This is a genomic window from Methylococcus capsulatus, assembly GCF_036864975.1.
In the GTDB taxonomy this organism is placed as follows: Bacteria; Pseudomonadota; Gammaproteobacteria; order Methylococcales; family Methylococcaceae; genus Methylococcus.
The window spans coordinates 1,641,760-1,658,450 of the sequence record NZ_CP104311.1; the positions used below are offsets into that span (position 1 = coordinate 1,641,760).

The following is a 16,691-nucleotide window of genomic DNA, read 5'->3' on the forward strand; positions in this document are numbered from 1 at the left end:
TTCGAAGATACTTAAAGCCGGTCTTGACGTGTTTACGTTCAGGCCGGCTTTTTTTCATGTTGGCGATAAGAATCCCATGGAATTCGCTGTCAAATGCTGCGATGGTACGGCTCGCCGGGGCGAGCTTTCATTTCCGCGTGGCCGCGTGCAGACGCCGGCTTTCATGCCGGTGGGTACCTATGGGACGGTCAAGGCCATGACACCCGAGGAGTTGCGCGACAGCGGTGCAGAGATTATCCTCGGCAATACGTTCCATCTGATGCTGCGGCCGGGCGTCGATGTCATCCGTCTCCACGGCGATCTGCACGGATTCATGCACTGGGACGGGCCGATCCTGACCGACTCCGGCGGTTTCCAGGTTTACAGCCTGGGCGCGATGCGCAAGATCAGCGAGGGGGGGGTGCTATTCCGCTCGCCCATCGACGGCAGCCCCGTCTTCATGGGGCCGGAAGAATCCATGGCGGTTCAGCGCGCGTTGGGCTCGGACATCGTGATGGTCTTCGACGAATGTACTCCATACCCGTCGGAATATGGCGAAGCGCGTGCCTCGATGGAGCTGTCGCTGCGCTGGGCCGAGCGCAGCAGGACCGCACATGCGGACAATCCTTCCGCGCTGTTCGGCATCGTCCAGGGAGGTATGTATGAAGACCTGCGGGCTCTTTCGATCGCGGGTTTGCGGGATATCGGCTTCGATGGCTACGCGATAGGCGGTCTTTCGGTCGGAGAACCCAAGGAGGACCGCCTGCGGGTACTGGAGGCGTTGATGCCACAGATGCCCACCGATCGGCCCCGCTATCTGATGGGGGTGGGCACGCCGGAAGACATCGTCGACGCGGTGACGCGCGGTGTCGACATGTTCGACTGTGTGCTGCCGACCCGCAATGCTCGCAACGGCCATCTGTTCACCCGCTTCGGGGCGGTGCGTATCCGCAACGCCCGCTACCGGGACGATCCGCGGCCGATCGACGAGGAGTGCGGCTGCTATGCCTGCCGTCACTATTCCCGCGCCTATCTGCGCCATCTCGACCGTTGCGGAGAAATTCTCGGGGCGCGCCTGAACACCATCCACAACCTTTTCTATTACCAGGAGCTGCTGGCAGGTCTGCGGGCCGCCATCGAGGAGGGAACCCTCGAACGGTTCATCGAGCGATTCCACGCCCTCCGCTCCACCGGTGATGTATTTGTGTGATAATGCGCAACTTTGAATTCGTCAAATAAGAACTAGAGGTTGACCATGAGTTTCTTTATCGCCGACGCATGGGCGGAGGCCGCTCCAGCGGCGCAGGAGCCCGGCGTTGCGGGTTTGATCCTGCCCATGGCCGTTCTCGCCGTGTTCTTCCTGCTGTTCGTTTTGCCGCAGAACCGGCGCCAGCGGGAGCACAAGAAGCTGCTGCAGTCGCTCGTCAAGGGGGTCGAGGTCGTCACGACGGGCGGGGTGCTGGGCCGGGTGGTCGAGGTCGACGACAACTTCGTGACACTGGAAGTGGCTGAAAACGTCCAGATCTGCGTGCAGCGCAACGCCGTGGCCTCGCTGATGCCTAAGGGTACTTACAAAGCGGCCAAGCGCAAACCCGAATCCAAGTAAACCCGCTTCTCCGGCGGTTTTGCCGAGCCGCCGGACACTCCCGTTTCCAAATAGGTTCCGAGCATGCGAAACCGTTTTCCCCTATGGAAAAACCTGATGGTCGCAGCCGTGTTGATCCTCGGGATCATTTACGCGCTGCCCAATTTCTTCGGTGAAGACCCATCCGTCCAAGTGTCGGCGGTTCGTGCGGCGAAGGTCGACGACAGCCTCAAGGTCCAGGTGCAGGGGCTGCTGAATGCGGCTGGCCTCAAGGCGAAGGCCGTGGAGATGGCGGACAAGCGGATGCTGATCCGGTTCAGCGATACCGAGTCGCAGCTCAAGGCGTCCGACGTTCTGAACGAGAAACTGGGGGATACCTACACCGTGGCTTTGAACCTGGCGCCGTCGACGCCTTCCTGGCTGCGCGCGTTCGGCGCCAAGCCCATGTATCTGGGGCTGGATCTGCGGGGCGGCGTGCACTTCCTGCTGCAGGTCGATATGGACGCTGCCATCAAGCAGGCGGAAGACCGTTATGCGGAGGATGCCCGCAGCCTGCTGCGTGAAAACAAGATCCGTTACCAGTCGGTGGAAAAGCAGAACGGCGTGATCCAGGTCCGGTTGCCGGATTCCAATACCCTGATGCAGGCGCAGGCACTCTTGAGGCGCGAACTGCGGGGCCTGCAGATCGATGTGAAGGAAGGCGAGAATCTGCTCGAAGGGCGTTTGTCCGACGTTGAACGGCGTGAGATCAAGCGTTTCGCCGTGGCGCAGAACACCACGACGCTGCGCAACCGGGTCAACGAACTTGGCGTGGCCGAACCCGTGATCCAGCAGCAGGGCGAGGATCGCATCGTCGTCCAGTTGCCCGGCGTCCAGGACACCGCGCGGGCCAAGGAAATCCTCGGTGCCACCGCAACCCTGGAATTCCGTCTGGTCGACAACGAACACCCGGTGCCGGCGGAGGGTGAGAAACCGCCGCTGGGGTCGCATCTCTACCGCGACCGTCAGAACCGTCCAGTGCTGCTGGAGCGCAAGATCATCGTCACCGGCGACCAGGTCGTCGATGCAGCTTCCGGCATCGACCAGCAGAGCGGCCAGCCGGCGGTCTACGTGACGCTCAACAGTGTGGGTGCCAAGAAAATGGGCGATACCACTCGCGAAAATATCGGCCGTGCCATGGCGGTGGTATATATCGAGAACAAGTCTGAGACCAAGGAGGTCAACGGTCAGAAGGTGACGACCAAGAAAAAGGTCGAGGAAGTCATCAATATCGCCACCATCCGCGATCGCTTCAGCAAGCGTTTCCAGATCACCGGCCTGGACAGCACCGAGGAGGCGCGGAACCTCGCCCTTCTGCTGCGGGCGGGTGCCCTGGCAGCTCCGGTCGATATTGTCGAGGAGCGTACTGTCGGGCCCAGTATGGGCAAGGAAAACATCGACCGCGGGATCAAGTCCAACGGCTACGGCTTCATGGCCATCGCGGTGTTCATGATCCTCTATTACCGGATGTTCGGCGTGTTCTCCATTCTGGCGCTGGGGGCGAATGTCCTTCTGCTGGTTGCCGTCCTGTCTCTGTTGCAGGCGACCCTGACCCTGCCGGGCTTGGCCGGTATCGCTCTGACCGTGGGTATGGCCATCGACGCCAACGTGCTCATCAACGAGCGCATCCGTGAGGAGCTGAGGGCAGGGAGCACCCCGCACGCCGCCATCCATGCCGGCTATGAGCGCGCTTTCGCCACGATTCTGGACTCCAACGTCACCACCTTCGTCGCCGGTGTGGCGCTGTTCCTGTTGGGTGCAGGCCCCGTGCGCGGCTTCGCACTGGTGCTGTGCATCGGCATCCTGACCTCCATGTTCAGCGCCGTCCTGGTATCCAGAGCACTGGTCAACTTCACCTATGGCCGGCAGCGCAAGCTGGTCAAGATCGCAGTCTGAGGATCGCAGCCATGGAATTCTTCAAGATCAAGCGTGACATCCCATTCATGCGTTATGGGAGGCTCACGACGAGCATCTCCCTGGTGACCTTCATCCTCGCGGTCCTGGCATTGGGGTTCAAAGGACTCAACCTGGGCATCGACTTCACCGGCGGCATCCTGATGGAGGTCCGCTATGCCCAGCCCGCCGATCTCGAAGCGATACGCAAGACACTGGAGGAGCAGCGGATCGCCGAAGCCGCCGTGCAGAATTTCGGCACTTCGCGGGACGTGCTGATTCGCCTGCCGCTGCAGAAGGATACCGGCGCCACGCAGAGTGATCAGATATTTTCGGCGCTCAAGGCCCAGGACGGAACGGCGGAGCTCAAGCGCGTCGAATTCGTCGGACCGCAGGTCGGCAAGGAAATGTACGAAAGCGGCGGACTGGCCCTCATGCTGGTGGCCGCGGGCATCATGGCCTATCTGGCGATGCGTTTCGCCTGGCGGTTCGCCGTCGCGGCCATGATCGCCAACATGCACGATATCGTCATCATCCTGGGGATGTTCGCCTTCTTCGAGTGGGAGTTCACGCTCAGCGTCCTGGCCGGCGTGCTGGCGATCCTGGGTTATTCCGTGAACGAGTCCGTGGTGGTGTTCGACCGGGTGCGGGAGAACTTCCGCAAGATGCGCAAGGCGGCCGTGACCGAAGTCATCGACAACGCCATCACCGCCACCATGTCCCGTACCATCATCACCCACTCCATGACCCAGCTGATGGTACTGGCGATGTTCTTCTTCGGCGGCGACGCCCTGCACAACTTTGCTTTGGCGCTGACCATCGGCATCGTGTTCGGCATCTATTCCTCGGTGCTGGTCGCCTGCCCCGTCGTCCTGGCGCTGGGCGTGAGCCGGGCCGATCTGCTGCTGCCTGAGAAGGAAGGGCTGGTCGATAACCGGCCCTGAGTCGGAGCCGTTCCGTTTCCCGGAGGCCGCCTTGCGCGGCCTCTTTGTTTTCAGAAGAGGTCGAGATAGTTTGCCGGTGCTTCGGGCCCATTCCGCTCGTCGGATTCGGGAGGCGGCTGTCCGGTGCCAGAGGGTTCCTTGAACTGGCTGGATTCGGAGATTTCGCCGGCCGGGAAAAAGTGCGCTGTTGGCGCGACGATGATGAGCGTCCGGTAACCTCTGATTTTCTTCCGAGCTTTTCCCACCAGCACAGGGCGGCCGGTATGGCGGCCGATCAGGTCGATCAAGCCGTATCCACTCTGGCCTATCAGGTGATAAAGCTCCTCGGCCCGGTGGTCCTCGATGTGGACGCAGCCGTGCGAGTCGGCGGCCCGCCCCAGTTTATACAACGCATCGCGGTCCAGCGAGGAATGCAGGGAAATCCCGCCGTTGAAGAACACCGACCAGAGCATCGGCGCATCGTAAGGGCCGGACCAATGCCGATAAGAGAAGCCCTGGGGTGTGAAATAGCCAGAAGGCGTTTCGAAGCCGGGCATGCCGGTGGAGATCAGCCAGTAATAGAGGAGCCCCTCTCCCCGCCGGTAGACCCGCAGGGTCTGGCCTCTGCCCCAGAACGCGTCGTCGGCTTTATTGACGATGACGATCAGCCGGTAGCTGCTGAAGGATGGGTCGCGTAGGGGATCGGGCAGCGACTCCGCCTCGCGCCTGTCCGGGTCGTGGTAGGGTGTGAATGCCTCGCGCACGCCGAATCTATACTGGAAATTCGCTCCTTCGTCCTGTTCATAGCGGGGTTTGGGTACGCTACGGCCATAGCCTTCCCAGGCCTCGGACCGGGCTTCCGGCGGTGTGGCCAATCCCGCCCAAGCCAGCAGGACTAGGGCCTCCGCACGGAGGATGCCTGGCACGAAGAGCCTCATTCTCATGATTTGCTCCCTGGCAAGGGGGAACTTCCTGGAGGCTATGTTAACCCATGCGGCGGCTCGTTGCTGAAGGCATCCGGCGGTCAGTCTTCGTAGGCCGGCACAGTGGCCTGCTCGAGTCGCGCCAGCCACTCCATCGCGTATAAGCGGTCCTCGCCGCACATTTCGGCGGAAGGCCGGAGCCCGGAGCAGCAGGCCGGACGCTCCGGTGCACCGAATAGGGCGCATCTCATGTCATCGTGGAGCTGGATGCAGGGAGTCCCGGCGGGTTTGCCGTGGGGCATACCCGGTATCGGGCTGGAGATCGAGATAGCGATGCAGCAGGCGCCGCAGCCTGGCCGGCAGTTCACGGCGGCGGATTCGCCTCGAACCGGGGCAGCCGCTCCAGCAGTTTCCGCAGTCTGCCATCGAAGGGATCGGCGTAGGGCACGGGATCGAAGCGGCCCCAGACGACGCCAGGCCAGGCTCGGTCGTCCCGGTATCGCACGACGTGATGAAGGTGTAGCTGCGCTACGAGGTTGCCGATTGCGGCGACGTTGAGCTTGTCCGGCCGGTAGATGTCGGCCAGCAGGGTGGATAGTGCGGCCGATTCCTCCCAGAGTTGGGCGCGGTCCGGTGCGGGGAGTTGGTAAACCTCCCGGATCCCGCTGCGCTCCGGCACCAGGATGAACCAGGGATAGCTGCTGTCATTCATCAGCAGCAGCCGACAGAGTGGGAAGCGGCCGAGGGGAAAGCAGTCCTGGACAAGGCGTTGGTGCAGGATGAAATCCGGCGCGAATTCAGGCTTCATCGGCTCGCCCCGGGCTCTTTCGGTGTCACGAACATTGCATCGCCGTAGCTGAAAAAACGGTACGCTTGTGCGACCGCATGGCGGTAGGCGGCGAGTGTTTCGCGATGGCCGGCGAAGGCGCAGACCAGGACGAGCAGGGTCGATTCCGGGAGGTGGAAGTTGGTGATGAGCGCGTCGACACAGTTGAATCGGAAACCCGGTTTGATGAAAAGGCGGGTTTCGCCGGCAAAAGACTGAAGTCTGCCACCGCTGGCTGCCGTTTCCAGACTACGCATCGAAGTGGTACCGACTGCGATCACCCGTCCGCCCCTGCTACGAGTGCGCTCGACGGCTTCGATCACATCGGGTCCCACTTCGCAATACTCGGCGTGCATGCGGTGATCCTCGAGGTTTTCGGTGCGCACGGGCTGGAAGGTGCCGGCACCGACATGGAGGGTCACCCGAGCCATGTCTACCCCCACCCCGCGAAGCCTTTCCAGCAGAACCGTATCGAAATGCAGACCAGCCGTTGGGGCGGCTACTGCCCCCGGCCTGGTCGCATACACCGTCTGGTAGCGTTCCAGGTCGACGGAGGTGTCGGGGCGGGTGATATAGGGGGGGAGCGGCATGTGACCTATTCGTTCGAGCACGGTCTGTAGCGGTTCTTCGCCCGCCAGCTCGAGAAGGAACAGATCGCCTTCGCGCCCGACAACCCCGACTCGGTGGCCCGCCTCCAGGACGAGCCGGGTGCCGGGCTTGGGCGCTTTGCTTGCCCGCACATGGGCGAGCAGGAGCCGTTCGCCGAGGAGCCGTTCCAGCAAGATCTCCACGGCGCCGCCGGTTTCCTTACGCCCGAAAAAGCGTGCGGGAAGAACGCGGGTGTCATTGAATACGAGAAGGTCGCCCGGGCGCAGGAGCGTCTCGATATCGCGGAAGATCTTGTCTTTCAGTGCGCCGGTCGCACCCTCGAGACAAAGCAGACGGCTGGCAGAGCGATCCGGTAGCGGCGATTGGGCGATCAGTGCTGTGGGCAGTTCATAATGGAACTCGCTTTTCAACATCATCCCATGTTAACAGAATTGGAAGAGGCCAAACGACGGGAGGAGATCGTTGATCGCATTCTTCCCGTCACTCCGTGCGGGAGCCCGGCATCCAGCGCCCCAAGGATGGCGAGGTTTTCAAGTTCTTGTGGCCAACAGAGGTCCGCGTCAGCGTTCGACCAGATAGCCGGAGATTGTGGCGTCGACGGAGACCGTGCCGCTGTCGTCGAGTCCGCGGCTCACCGAAATTCGGAGAGGGATTTCGTCGGCGTCTGCATACGCGCGCATCGGCTGGCTGGCCGCGTAAACGTCGACGCCGGCTCCGGCGTATTGCTGAGACAAGACCAGGTAGTGCCAGGCCGTTTCGTTATGCTGGAGTGTCGTTCGCAAGGATGCGAAATATTTCTGGCCGGAGGGGCCTTGCACCAGGACCGACACGTGCTCGATGACCAGACGTTGCCTGCCGGCGATCGGAATTTCCGCATAGCCCTCTTTTTCTTCATTGTCGATCGTGAACCGGATCGTCCTTTGAAAAGGGGGGTGTTCCTCCCGCCGCCCCATCGCCGCCATTGGGAGAAAAAGCCGATCGGAGACGGATGGGGGCGCCGTGGCTGGCGCGGAGGGTGGCGGCGTGGGTTCTGCCCCAGCCGCGGGACCGATCGACAGCAAGGCCGCTGCGCCGTAGAGGAGGGGCTTTGAGAAACGGTTGAGCATCATGACCAGGCTCGCTTTGGTGGAATGGACTGGTTTTCCGGACGAAGCTTCAAAGCCGCCAAGACTGCGATGAATAAGCAAGTGCTTCATCCCAGCTAGCGGTGGAACAGCTTGTAAGGCTTCGAACGGGACCATGACGATGCGTATACAGAACCTCTTGAGAACTCGCAGGTCGGGGTTGGTCGCAGTTTTCAATTGTACGACGAGCAGGCGGAACACGTTGCTTTAGTCGATCGCCGCCAGCCCCAGAACGTCGCAGCGGCTCCCGCTGGACGATCATCGAAACATTCAGAAACAGCTAAACGCTCATGGCTATCGCCCGCCCGGGCCGAACAATCAACGATGAGCGGCGGCTTGTCTAGACCGGACCTTCCCCGATGCGGGCAGGCGGCATCGTTTCTATCGAAGGAAATGCGGTCTTTCTTGGGAGTGCATGATGTTCGTTATGGACTGTTGCGGTGCATTGTGTTGCGGCCCTGTTCGGAGGATCATAAGGATCGAAGGGCCGCCGGAAGCACGAAATGGTACCGGAGGTGATGAAAACTTGATGCACATCAAGGCGGGGCAGGGGTGAGATCCCGTACGATGCATTCCAAGGTTGTCACGGAAGTGACGAACTGAAGTTACAGCCGATGTTTTCCTCAAGTTTTATCCTCTGGGATGGTGTTTCCGGGCTCGTTTTCGGGCCCGGCTTTTTTGTCTCCCCTTTCTTCCTCGCCTTGTAAAGCGATGCCCCAAATCGTCGCTTCTCGTGCACAAAAGTGGCGCGGCAGCTTCAATTGTTGCCTCGTTGGTTTTGTGATCTAATACAAATATCGCTTTGTTTTTCGTGGGTCCAGGGTTCTCCTAAGGACGCGTCGCTGCGCCCGGTCGGGTCGCGGGAGGGTTTCCTCGCGTGCGAAGACGCAGTCCATTCATAACAAACACCCTGCACAGCTTCCACGGCTTTCCCCTCGGTGTCTCCACGGATCGTCGACAGGCATGCGAGGGGTTGGCACGGCCGATTTTTGTCTGGAAAGTGGGCTTCACTATGGTAATCAAACTGAAGAAAGGCTTAGACCTGCCCATAACGGGAGCGCCCGAACAGGTGATCCATGCCGACGGCGGAGCCGTGAAATCCGTGGCCCTGATCGGGCCGGATTTCGTCGGCCTCAAGCCGACGATGGAGGTCTCCGAGGGTGATCGCGTCAAACTGGGGAGTGTGATCTTCACGGACAAGCAGAATCCGGGGGTGAACTTCACGTCTCCCGGTGCTGGCGTGGTGAAGGCGATCAACCGCGGCGAGCGGCGCATGCTGCAGTCGGTGGTGATCGAGCTGGATGGCAAGGATGAGGTGACTTTCGCCTCTTATCAGGCATCCGAACTGGCTGGCCTGAGCGAGGGTCAGGTGCGGGATAATCTGCTGGCCTCGGGCCTGTGGACTTTTCTGCGGACCCGTCCGTACAGCAAGGTGCCGAATCCGAACACCCGCCCGCATTCAATCTTCGTGACGGCGATAGACACCAACCCTCTGGCCGCGCGGCCGGACGTCGTGATCCAGGGTCGGGCCGAAGATTTCAGGAACGGCCTCGCCGTCATTTCGAAACTGACCGAAGGCAAGGTTTATCTCTGCAAGGCGCCAGTCCAGGCCGTGCCGTCCATCGATGGCGGCAAGGTCGAAATCGCGGAATTCGACGGGCCGCATCCCGCCGGTCTGGCGGGGACCCACATCCATCATCTGGATCCGGTCGGTCCATCCAAATGCGTCTGGTATCTGGACTACCAGTCCGTGATCGCGATCGGCGCGCTGTTCACCACCGGCCGCATCGACGTCGAGCGCGTCGTGTCGCTGGCTGGTCCGGGTGTGGTGCGGCCGCGCCTGCTGCGTACCCGGCTCGGCGCTTGTCTGTGCGATCTGACCGCAGGTCAGACGGTGGCCGGCAAAGAGTTGCGGGTGATTTCCGGCTCCGTTCTGTATGGGCGTGAAGCGGCTGGCTGGGGCTGCTACCTCGGGCGTTATCACAACCAGGTCAGCGTGGTCGAGGAAGGCCGGACCCGTGAGCTCATGGGGTGGCTTCTGCCGAGCGCATCGAAGTATTCCTTTCTCAACGTGACCTTAGCTAGCCTGCCGAAAGAGCGGGGCCGCAAATTCCCGTTCACGACTTCCACGCACGGCAGCCCGCGCGCGATCGTTCCGGTCGGCGTGTACGAGGACGTGATGCCGCTGGACATTCTGCCGACCCAGTTGGTGCGTTCGCTGCTGGTGGGCGACACCGACATGGCCCAGGCACTCGGCTGCCTGGAACTGGACGAAGAAGACCTGGCGCTGTGCACCTTCGTCGATCCGGGCAAGCACGATTTCGGTCCGGTTCTGCGCTCGAACCTCACCCAGATTGAGAAGGAAGGCTAAGTCTCATGTCAGTAAGGCAATTTCTCGACAAGATTCATCCGCTCTTCGCCAAGGGCGGGCGCTTTGAAAAACTGTATCCCGTCTACGAGATGGTGGATACCTTTCTGTACACCCCGCCCGACGTCACCCGCGGTGCGACCCACGTGCGCGACTCGGTCGACCTCAAGCGGGTGATGACCTACGTCTGGATCGCGGTGCTGCCGTGTATGCTGATGGCGTTGTTCAACACCGGCTACCAGGCCAATCTGGCGATGACGTCCCTCGGGCTGGAATCGGCTCCGGGCTGGCGTGGCGCGATCATCAACCTGTTCGGCCACAATCCGTGGAATCCGCTCTCGGACCTGGTTCACGGCGCACTGTATTTCATTCCGATCTACGTCGTGACCATCGTTGCCGGCGGTCTGTGGGAAGTGCTTTTCGCGGTGGTGCGCAAACATGACGTCAACGAAGGTTTCTTTGTGTCGTCGATCCTGTTCGCTTTGACCATGCCGCCGAACACCCCGCTGTGGCAGGTGGCCATCGGCATTTCCTTCGGTGTGGTCATGGGCAAGGAAGTGTTCGGCGGCACTGGCAAGAACTTCCTCAACCCGGCGCTGACCGGCCGCGCATTTTTGTACTTCGCGTATCCGGCTTCGATGTCGGGCGACATGGTGTGGACCGCGGTGGACGGCTTCAGCGGCGCCACGGCGCTGGGGTTGGGTGCGCTGGGCGGAGTCGATGCGATCCGCGAGGCGGGCATCGGCTGGTTCCAGACCTTTTTCGGCTTCGAGCGCGGCTCCATGGGTGAGACGTCGACACTGGCCTGCCTCATTGGCGCGGCCTTCCTGATGTATACCCGTATCGCATCCTGGCGGATCATCGCGGGTGTGATGGTGGGTATGATCGCGACTTCCACGCTGTTCAACGTCATCGGCAGCGATTCCAATGTCATGTTCGCGATGCCCTGGTATTGGCATTTGACGCTGGGCGGCTTCGCCTTCGGCATGAGCTTCATGGCGACCGATCCGGTGAGTGCGGCGCATACCAACACCGGCCGCTGGATTTTCGGTGCACTGATCGGCTTCATGACGGTGCTGATCCGCGTCATCAATCCCGCCTTTCCCGAAGGCATCATGCTGGCCATCCTTTTCTCCAACATTTTCGCTCCGCTCATCGATTACGCGGTCATCAAGGCGAACATCGCAAGAAGGATTAAACGTCATGCCTAACGCAGCAAATTCGACGAATGTGCAGGGTGGTGACAAGTTCGCCGCACTGAAGGAAAAGGCCAGGGCCTATGCCGAGCACGTGCTGGCACTGCCCAATGACAGCTTCGAGAAAACCGTGGCCGTTGCGGTGGGGCTGTGCCTGGTCGGGGCTATCCTGGTGTCCGGTTCCGCTGTGGCACTCAAACCGCTGCAGGAGTCTAACAAGTCGAGGGACGAGAAAGTCAATATCCTCGAGGTGGCTGGACTGCTGGACGAGGGTACCGACATCGACGAGGCGTTCAAGAACATCGAACCCAAGATCGTCGAGCTTTCATCCGGCGACTACAGCGAGGCGGTGGACCCCAAGACCTACGATCAGCGCAAAGCGGCCAAGGATCCTGCCTTGAGCGAGGCGATTCCGCCGGAAGATGACATCGCTGGCATCAAACGCAAACCCAAGTATGCCAAGGTGTATCTGGTGAAGGAGAACGGCCAGCTCAAGTCCGTGATCCTGCCGGTGAGCGGTTACGGCCTGTGGTCCACCATGTACGGTTTCATGGCGCTGGAGGCAGACGGGGAAACCGTTATCGGCCTCAATCTCTACGACCAGGCGGAAACGCCCGGACTCGGTGGCGAAGTGGTGAATCCGAAGTGGAAGGCTTTGTGGAAGGGTAAAAAGGTCTACAACTACTCCAAGACCACGGTGCACGAAAGCAACCTGTCCGAGAAGGGACAGACCATCGAAATCGGTGAAGTGGCTTTGGGTCTGGTCAAAGGTGGGGTGGACCCCAGCAAGCCGGGCGCGGAATTCCAGGTGGATGCGCTGGCCGGCGCGACCCTGACCAGCCGCGGCGTCAGCAACCTGATCCGCTATTGGATGGGCAAGGACGGCTTCGGACCGTATTTGGCGAAAGTTAGAGCTGGCAGAGGTTAATTCCCATGAACGAAGAATCGAAGAAAGTTCTCATCGAACCGCTGGTCGACAACAACCCCATCACTCTCCAGGTGCTGGGTATCTGTTCCGCACTGGCCGTCACTTCGCAGTTGTCGACGGCGTTGATCATGAGTCTGGCGCTGACCTCGGTCACCGCCTGCTCCAGCGCGGGCATCGCTTTGATCCGCAACCACATTCCAAGCAGCGTGCGCATCATCGCCCAGATGGTGATCATCGCCTCGCTGGTGATCGTCGTCGACCAGCTGCTCAAGGCTTTCGCCTATGAGATCAGCAAGCAGTTGTCGGTGTTCGTCGGCCTCATCATCACCAATTGCATCGTGATGGGGCGTGCCGAGGCCTACGCCATGAAGAATCCCCCCTGGGAAAGCTTCCTGGATGGTATCGGCAACGGTTTGGGTTACAGTCTGATCCTCGTCACCGTCGCCACCATCCGTGAACTGCTGGGTTCCGGCAAACTATTGGGGATCGATGTGCTGCCCCTGGTCAAGGATGGCGGCTGGTATGTGCCGAACGGCCTGCTGCTGCTGCCGCCCAGCGCGTTCTTCCTGATCGGTCTCCTGATCTGGGCGATCCGCTCCTGGAAAACCCAGCAGGTGGAAAAGGCCGATTTCGTGATCGCCACCGCGCACGGGGAGGCACACTGATGGAAGCCTACATCAATCTGTTCATCAAGTCGGTCTTCATCGAGAACATGGCCCTGTCGTTTTTCCTGGGCATGTGCACCTTCATCGCGGTGTCCAAGAAGATCGAAACGGCGGTGGGTTTAGGGATAGCCGTCGTGATCGTGCAGACCCTCACGGTCCCCGCCAACAACCTGATTTACACTTATCTGCTCAAGGAGGGCGCTCTGTCCTGGGCCGGTCTGCGCGACGTCGATCTCAGCTTCATCGCCTTGATGGCCTGTATCGGCGTGATCGCCGCCATGGTGCAGATTCTGGAGATGGTGCTCGACAAGTTCTTCCCGGCCCTCTACAACGCCTTAGGGATTTTCCTACCACTCATCACGGTGAACTGTGCCATCCTGGCCGGATCGCTGTTCATGATCGAACGCGATTACAACTTCTCGGAGAGTGTGGTCTATGGCGTGGGCAGTGGTTTCGGCTGGGCGCTCGCCATCACCGCGATGGCCGGTGTGCGCGAAAAGCTCAAGTACAGTGACGTTCCGGCGGGCCTGCGTGGCCTTGGCATCACCTTCATCTCCGCGGGTCTGATGGCGCTGGGTTTCATGGCATTCTCCGGCATACAGTTATAAGGATGTAGGTGATCCCATGTTGGAAATTATCTTAGGCGTATTTTTCTTCACGGCCATCGTGGTCGCCCTGGTCTTCGTGATTCTGGGCGCCAAGTCGAAGCTGGTGGCCGAGGGCAATGTGGAGGTGCTGATCAACGGCGAAAGGACCATCCACGTGCCGATCGGCTCCAAGCTGCTGACCGCCTTGGCCGACAACAATCTGTTTGTCTCTTCGGCCTGCGGCGGCGGCGGCACCTGCGCCCAGTGCCGGGTGCAGGTGCTGGAAGGCGGCGGCGAGATCCTGCCGACCGAACTCTCGCACATCACCAAGCGCGAGGCGGCCCAAGGTGACCGCCTGTCCTGCCAGGTGACGGTCAAGCAGAACATGAAGATTCATGTCCCGGAGGAGGTATTCGGCGTCAAGAAGTGGGAGTGCACCGTTCGCTCCAACCGCAACGTCGCTACCTTCATCAAGGAACTCGTATTGGATTTGCCCGCGGGTGAGAATGTCGATTTCCGGGCTGGCGGTTACATTCAGATCGAGTGTCCGCCTTACGATTGCAAGTTCTCCGATTTCGACATCGAGCCGGAGTATCGGGAAGATTGGGATAAATATAATCTCTGGAAGATCGAGTCGCACGTCAAGGCGCCGGCGATCCGCGCCTACTCGATGGCGAACTATCCGGAAGAGAAGGGCATCATCATGCTCAACGTCCGCATCGCCACACCGCCCTGGGGCAAAGAGGACACGGTGCCGCCGGGCGTCATGTCGTCCTACATCTTCAATCTGAAACCGGGAGACAAGGTCACCATTTCCGGTCCATTCGGCGAGTTCTTCGCGCGCGATACCGACAAAGAGATGGTGTTCATCGGCGGTGGCGCCGGCATGGCGCCAATGCGTTCGCACATCTTCGACCAGTTGCTCCGCTTGAAGAGCAAGCGCAAAATGACTTTCTGGTACGGCGCCCGCAGTTTGCGCGAAGCCTTCTACGTGGAGGAGTTCGACAAGCTGCAGGCTGAGAATCCCAACTTCAAGTGGTTCCTCGGCCTGTCCGATCCAAAGCCGGAAGACAACTGGACCGGCTACACGGGTTTCATCCACAACATCCTGTACGAACAGTACCTCAAGAACCACCCGGCGCCGGAGGATTGCGAGTACTACATGTGCGGACCGCCGATGATGAACTCCGCGGTCATCCAGATGCTTCTGGACATAGGGGTCGACCGCGAAAACATCATGCTCGACGACTTCGGCGGCTGATTCGGCGCCGGAGCCAGGGGGACGGGGAGCTACGCGCTCCTCGTTCTTTTTGGGGCCAAGCTGGACGGCGATGAACGGTTTTTTTGGAGAAAACGGTTATGACTTTGTTTCTGATCACTTTTGCCATCATCGGCTTCGTGATCCTGATGATGTCCGTCGGGGTTATTTTCGGACGGCCGGCGATCAAGGGTACCTGTGGAGGACTCAACGGGGGCGATTGCATCTGCACTCAGAAATGCGAGAAGCGTCTTAAGCTGGAGGCCGAAGGCAAGGTCTGAAAGGTCCGGGTCGGATGGTCGGTGCGCCGTCGTTTTACTGGTACGATCTGGAAACGTTCGGGACCGACCCGGCTCGGGACCGCATCGCCCAATTCGCCGGTCTGCGGACCGATTTGGAATTCAATCCGGTCGGACCGCCCGATGTTTTGTACTGCCGGCCGTCGGACGACATGGTCCCGCAACCCGAGGCCTGTCTCGTCACAGGCATCACGCCGCAGCGCGCCGCCGAACTCGGCGTACCGGAGAATGCGTTCATCGCTGCCATCCATCGCATTTTCATGCAGCCGGGCACCTGTGTGCTCGGCTACAACACCCTGCGTTTCGACGATGAAATGCTGCGGCATGCTTTCTACCGCAACCTGTACGATCCTTACGCACGGGAATGGAAAGGGGGTAATTCGCGCTGGGACATCATCGATCTGGCTCGGTTGACACAAGCCTTGCGGCCGGACGGCATCGAATGGCCGCGTGATTCCCAAGGCTTTCCCGTCTTCAAGCTGGAACGCCTCACGGCGGCCAACGGGCTCCAACACGAATCCGCGCATGACGCCTTGTCAGACGTGCGGGCGACCGTTGCTTTCGCTCGATTGATCGCCGAACGCCAGCCGCGTCTGTTCCAGTTTGCGCTCGAGAATCGGGCCAAGGGCGCCGTCGAACGGCTGCTGGCGTTGGGAACCTGGCAGCCCGTGCTGCACGTATCCGAGAAATTTCCTGCCTCCCGTCAATGCATCGCCTGCGTGCTGCCGCTGTGCCGGCATCCCCGCATCATAACGCGGATCATCGTGTTCGATCTTGCCTTAGATCCCGTGCAGTTGGCCGATCTGTCGGTGGACGAGATCCGGTGTCGGCTTTTCACCCCTTCGGCTGAACTGCCAGCAGGTAAGGCGCGGATTCCCTTGAAGTGCGTGCATACCAATCGTTGTCCGGTGGTCGTCCCGATGTCGGCCTTGCGACCGGCGGATGGGGAGCGGCTCGGTATCAACGCCGCCATTTGCCGGGAACGGGCCCGGTGGTTGCAGGATCATGCGGAAGATGTCGTCCCCAAGGTTTCAGCGGTATTTGAAGCCGAGGCATCGTTCGAACCTGAACTCGATCCGGAATTGATGCTCTACCGGGGCGGCTTCACGCCAGATGCCGACCGACGGGCTCTCGATCAGGTGCATCGTCTGACTCCCGACCAGTTGGCCCGTTACCGCCCGCAATTCGTTGACGGGCGTTTCAGCGAGCTTTTGTTCCGCTTCCGGGCGCGGAATTTTCCGGATACGCTGAATGCCCAGGAACGCGAGTGCTGGGCCGCATTCCGCCGCTCTCGCCTGGACGGGGAAGGCGGCGGGTTGAGTCTGGCGGAGTTCTTTTCCCGCATCGACCAGCTCCGGGGCCAGGAATCCGATGCCGGCAAACGGGCAATCCTGGACGCGCTGGAAGCTTATGGCAGGAACTTATCCCGTTAACCGCAATGCGCTTTGCCCTTATACTTATTGGCTACCTTTCCATCTATCCCTGTTCG

16 protein-coding genes are annotated in these 16,691 nt (G+C 60.6%); 12 read left to right on the plus strand and 4 right to left on the minus strand.

Annotation, left to right across the window (positions count from 1 at the left end):
- Positions 1-76 precede the first annotated feature (76 nt).
- The 4 genes from tgt (at position 77) to secF (ending at position 4,440) form a co-directional block, all read left to right on the plus strand.
- Positions 77-1,189 (plus strand): tRNA guanosine(34) transglycosylase Tgt, encoded by a 1,113-nt coding sequence (tgt, locus tag N4J17_RS08035; protein ID WP_198324242.1) that lies wholly within the window; start codon positions 77-79, stop codon positions 1,187-1,189.
- A 45-nt stretch (positions 1,190-1,234) separates the two neighbouring features.
- Complete coding sequence (yajC, locus tag N4J17_RS08040) at positions 1,235-1,585, plus strand: preprotein translocase subunit YajC (RefSeq protein ID WP_198324243.1); 351 nt, start codon at positions 1,235-1,237, stop codon at positions 1,583-1,585.
- Positions 1,586-1,648: 63 nt separating this feature from the next.
- Entirely contained in the window at positions 1,649-3,499 is a 1,851-nt protein-coding gene (gene secD / locus N4J17_RS08045; RefSeq protein WP_198324244.1) for a protein translocase subunit SecD, read from the plus strand.
- 11 nt (positions 3,500-3,510) lie between these two features.
- Positions 3,511-4,440, plus strand: coding sequence for a protein translocase subunit SecF (secF, locus tag N4J17_RS08050; RefSeq protein WP_198324245.1), 930 nt, complete (start codon positions 3,511-3,513; stop codon positions 4,438-4,440).
- A 50-nt stretch (positions 4,441-4,490) separates the two neighbouring features.
- Here the strand turns inward: secF and N4J17_RS08055 are convergent, their stop codons facing one another.
- The 4 genes from N4J17_RS08055 to N4J17_RS08070 all read right to left on the minus strand — a co-directional run bounded on the left by N4J17_RS08055 (position 4,491) and on the right by N4J17_RS08070 (position 8,102).
- Positions 4,491-5,363 (minus strand): L,D-transpeptidase, encoded by an 873-nt coding sequence (locus tag N4J17_RS08055; protein WP_198324246.1) that lies wholly within the window; start codon positions 5,361-5,363, stop codon positions 4,491-4,493.
- Between the two features lie 343 nt (positions 5,364-5,706).
- Positions 5,707-6,150, minus strand: coding sequence for an HIT domain-containing protein (locus N4J17_RS08060; RefSeq protein ID WP_198324247.1), 444 nt, complete (start codon positions 6,148-6,150; stop codon positions 5,707-5,709).
- Positions 6,147-7,190 (minus strand): tRNA preQ1(34) S-adenosylmethionine ribosyltransferase-isomerase QueA, encoded by a 1,044-nt coding sequence (queA, locus tag N4J17_RS08065; RefSeq protein ID WP_198324261.1) that lies wholly within the window; start codon positions 7,188-7,190, stop codon positions 6,147-6,149. Before queA ends, N4J17_RS08060 begins: the two co-directional genes overlap by 4 nt.
- A gap of 147 nt (positions 7,191-7,337) precedes the next feature.
- Positions 7,338-8,102 carry a hypothetical protein gene (locus tag N4J17_RS08070; protein WP_198324248.1) on the minus strand — a complete coding sequence of 255 codons (765 nt, stop codon included), beginning with the start codon at positions 8,100-8,102 and terminating at the stop codon, positions 7,338-7,340.
- Positions 8,103-8,913: 811 nt separating this feature from the next.
- Between N4J17_RS08070 and N4J17_RS08075 the strand changes: the two genes are divergently transcribed.
- The 8 genes from N4J17_RS08075 to sbcB all read left to right on the plus strand — a co-directional run bounded on the left by N4J17_RS08075 (position 8,914) and on the right by sbcB (position 16,635).
- Entirely contained in the window at positions 8,914-10,272 is a 1,359-nt protein-coding gene (locus tag N4J17_RS08075; protein WP_198324249.1) for a Na(+)-translocating NADH-quinone reductase subunit A, read from the plus strand.
- Between the two features lie 5 nt (positions 10,273-10,277).
- Positions 10,278-11,480 carry an NADH:ubiquinone reductase (Na(+)-transporting) subunit B gene (locus N4J17_RS08080; RefSeq protein ID WP_198324250.1) on the plus strand — a complete coding sequence of 401 codons (1,203 nt, stop codon included), beginning with the start codon at positions 10,278-10,280 and terminating at the stop codon, positions 11,478-11,480.
- Positions 11,473-12,393 (plus strand): Na(+)-translocating NADH-quinone reductase subunit C, encoded by a 921-nt coding sequence (locus tag N4J17_RS08085; protein WP_198324251.1) that lies wholly within the window; start codon positions 11,473-11,475, stop codon positions 12,391-12,393. Before N4J17_RS08080 ends, N4J17_RS08085 begins: the two co-directional genes overlap by 8 nt.
- 5 nt (positions 12,394-12,398) lie before the next feature.
- A complete protein-coding gene (locus N4J17_RS08090) occupies positions 12,399-13,058 on the plus strand; it encodes an NADH:ubiquinone reductase (Na(+)-transporting) subunit D (RefSeq protein ID WP_010961613.1) in 660 nt (219 codons plus the stop codon).
- Positions 13,058-13,666, plus strand: a complete 609-nt coding sequence (gene nqrE, locus N4J17_RS08095; RefSeq protein WP_017366077.1) for an NADH:ubiquinone reductase (Na(+)-transporting) subunit E — start codon at positions 13,058-13,060, stop codon at positions 13,664-13,666. Before N4J17_RS08090 ends, nqrE begins: the two co-directional genes overlap by 1 nt.
- Positions 13,667-13,682: 16 nt before the next feature.
- Positions 13,683-14,906, plus strand: a complete 1,224-nt coding sequence (nqrF, locus tag N4J17_RS08100) for an NADH:ubiquinone reductase (Na(+)-transporting) subunit F (protein WP_198324252.1) — start codon at positions 13,683-13,685, stop codon at positions 14,904-14,906.
- Between the two features lie 98 nt (positions 14,907-15,004).
- Positions 15,005-15,184 (plus strand): DUF539 domain-containing protein, encoded by a 180-nt coding sequence (locus N4J17_RS08105; protein ID WP_198324253.1) that lies wholly within the window; start codon positions 15,005-15,007, stop codon positions 15,182-15,184.
- Positions 15,185-15,198: 14 nt separating this feature from the next.
- Positions 15,199-16,635, plus strand: a complete 1,437-nt coding sequence (sbcB, locus tag N4J17_RS08110) for an exodeoxyribonuclease I (RefSeq protein WP_198324254.1) — start codon at positions 15,199-15,201, stop codon at positions 16,633-16,635.
- Positions 16,636-16,691: the final 56 nt, after the last annotated feature.

What these genes read in the sequence shown, in the direction of transcription:
- N4J17_RS08085 (WP_198324251.1), top strand. Translation starts at nt 11,473, where the DNA reads ATGCCTAACGCAGCAAATTCGACGAATGTGCAGGGTGGTGACAAGTTC.
- N4J17_RS08075 (WP_198324249.1), top strand. Translation starts at nt 8,914, where the DNA reads ATGGTAATCAAACTGAAGAAAGGCTTAGACCTGCCCATAACGGGAGCG.
- N4J17_RS08060 (WP_198324247.1), bottom strand. Translation starts at nt 6,150, where the DNA reads ATGAAGCCTGAATTCGCGCCGGATTTCATCCTGCACCAACGCCTTGTC.
- sbcB (WP_198324254.1), top strand. Translation starts at nt 15,199, where the DNA reads ATGGTCGGTGCGCCGTCGTTTTACTGGTACGATCTGGAAACGTTCGGG.
- N4J17_RS08090 (WP_010961613.1), top strand. Translation starts at nt 12,399, where the DNA reads ATGAACGAAGAATCGAAGAAAGTTCTCATCGAACCGCTGGTCGACAAC.
- nqrF (WP_198324252.1), top strand. Translation starts at nt 13,683, where the DNA reads ATGTTGGAAATTATCTTAGGCGTATTTTTCTTCACGGCCATCGTGGTC.
- yajC (WP_198324243.1), top strand. Translation starts at nt 1,235, where the DNA reads ATGAGTTTCTTTATCGCCGACGCATGGGCGGAGGCCGCTCCAGCGGCG.
- N4J17_RS08055 (WP_198324246.1), bottom strand. Translation starts at nt 5,363, where the DNA reads ATGAGAATGAGGCTCTTCGTGCCAGGCATCCTCCGTGCGGAGGCCCTA.
- secD (WP_198324244.1), top strand. Translation starts at nt 1,649, where the DNA reads ATGCGAAACCGTTTTCCCCTATGGAAAAACCTGATGGTCGCAGCCGTG.
- N4J17_RS08105 (WP_198324253.1), top strand. Translation starts at nt 15,005, where the DNA reads ATGACTTTGTTTCTGATCACTTTTGCCATCATCGGCTTCGTGATCCTG.
- secF (WP_198324245.1), top strand. Translation starts at nt 3,511, where the DNA reads ATGGAATTCTTCAAGATCAAGCGTGACATCCCATTCATGCGTTATGGG.
- N4J17_RS08080 (WP_198324250.1), top strand. Translation starts at nt 10,278, where the DNA reads ATGTCAGTAAGGCAATTTCTCGACAAGATTCATCCGCTCTTCGCCAAG.
- nqrE (WP_017366077.1), top strand. Translation starts at nt 13,058, where the DNA reads ATGGAAGCCTACATCAATCTGTTCATCAAGTCGGTCTTCATCGAGAAC.
- tgt (WP_198324242.1), top strand. Translation starts at nt 77, where the DNA reads ATGGAATTCGCTGTCAAATGCTGCGATGGTACGGCTCGCCGGGGCGAG.
- queA (WP_198324261.1), bottom strand. Translation starts at nt 7,190, where the DNA reads ATGTTGAAAAGCGAGTTCCATTATGAACTGCCCACAGCACTGATCGCC.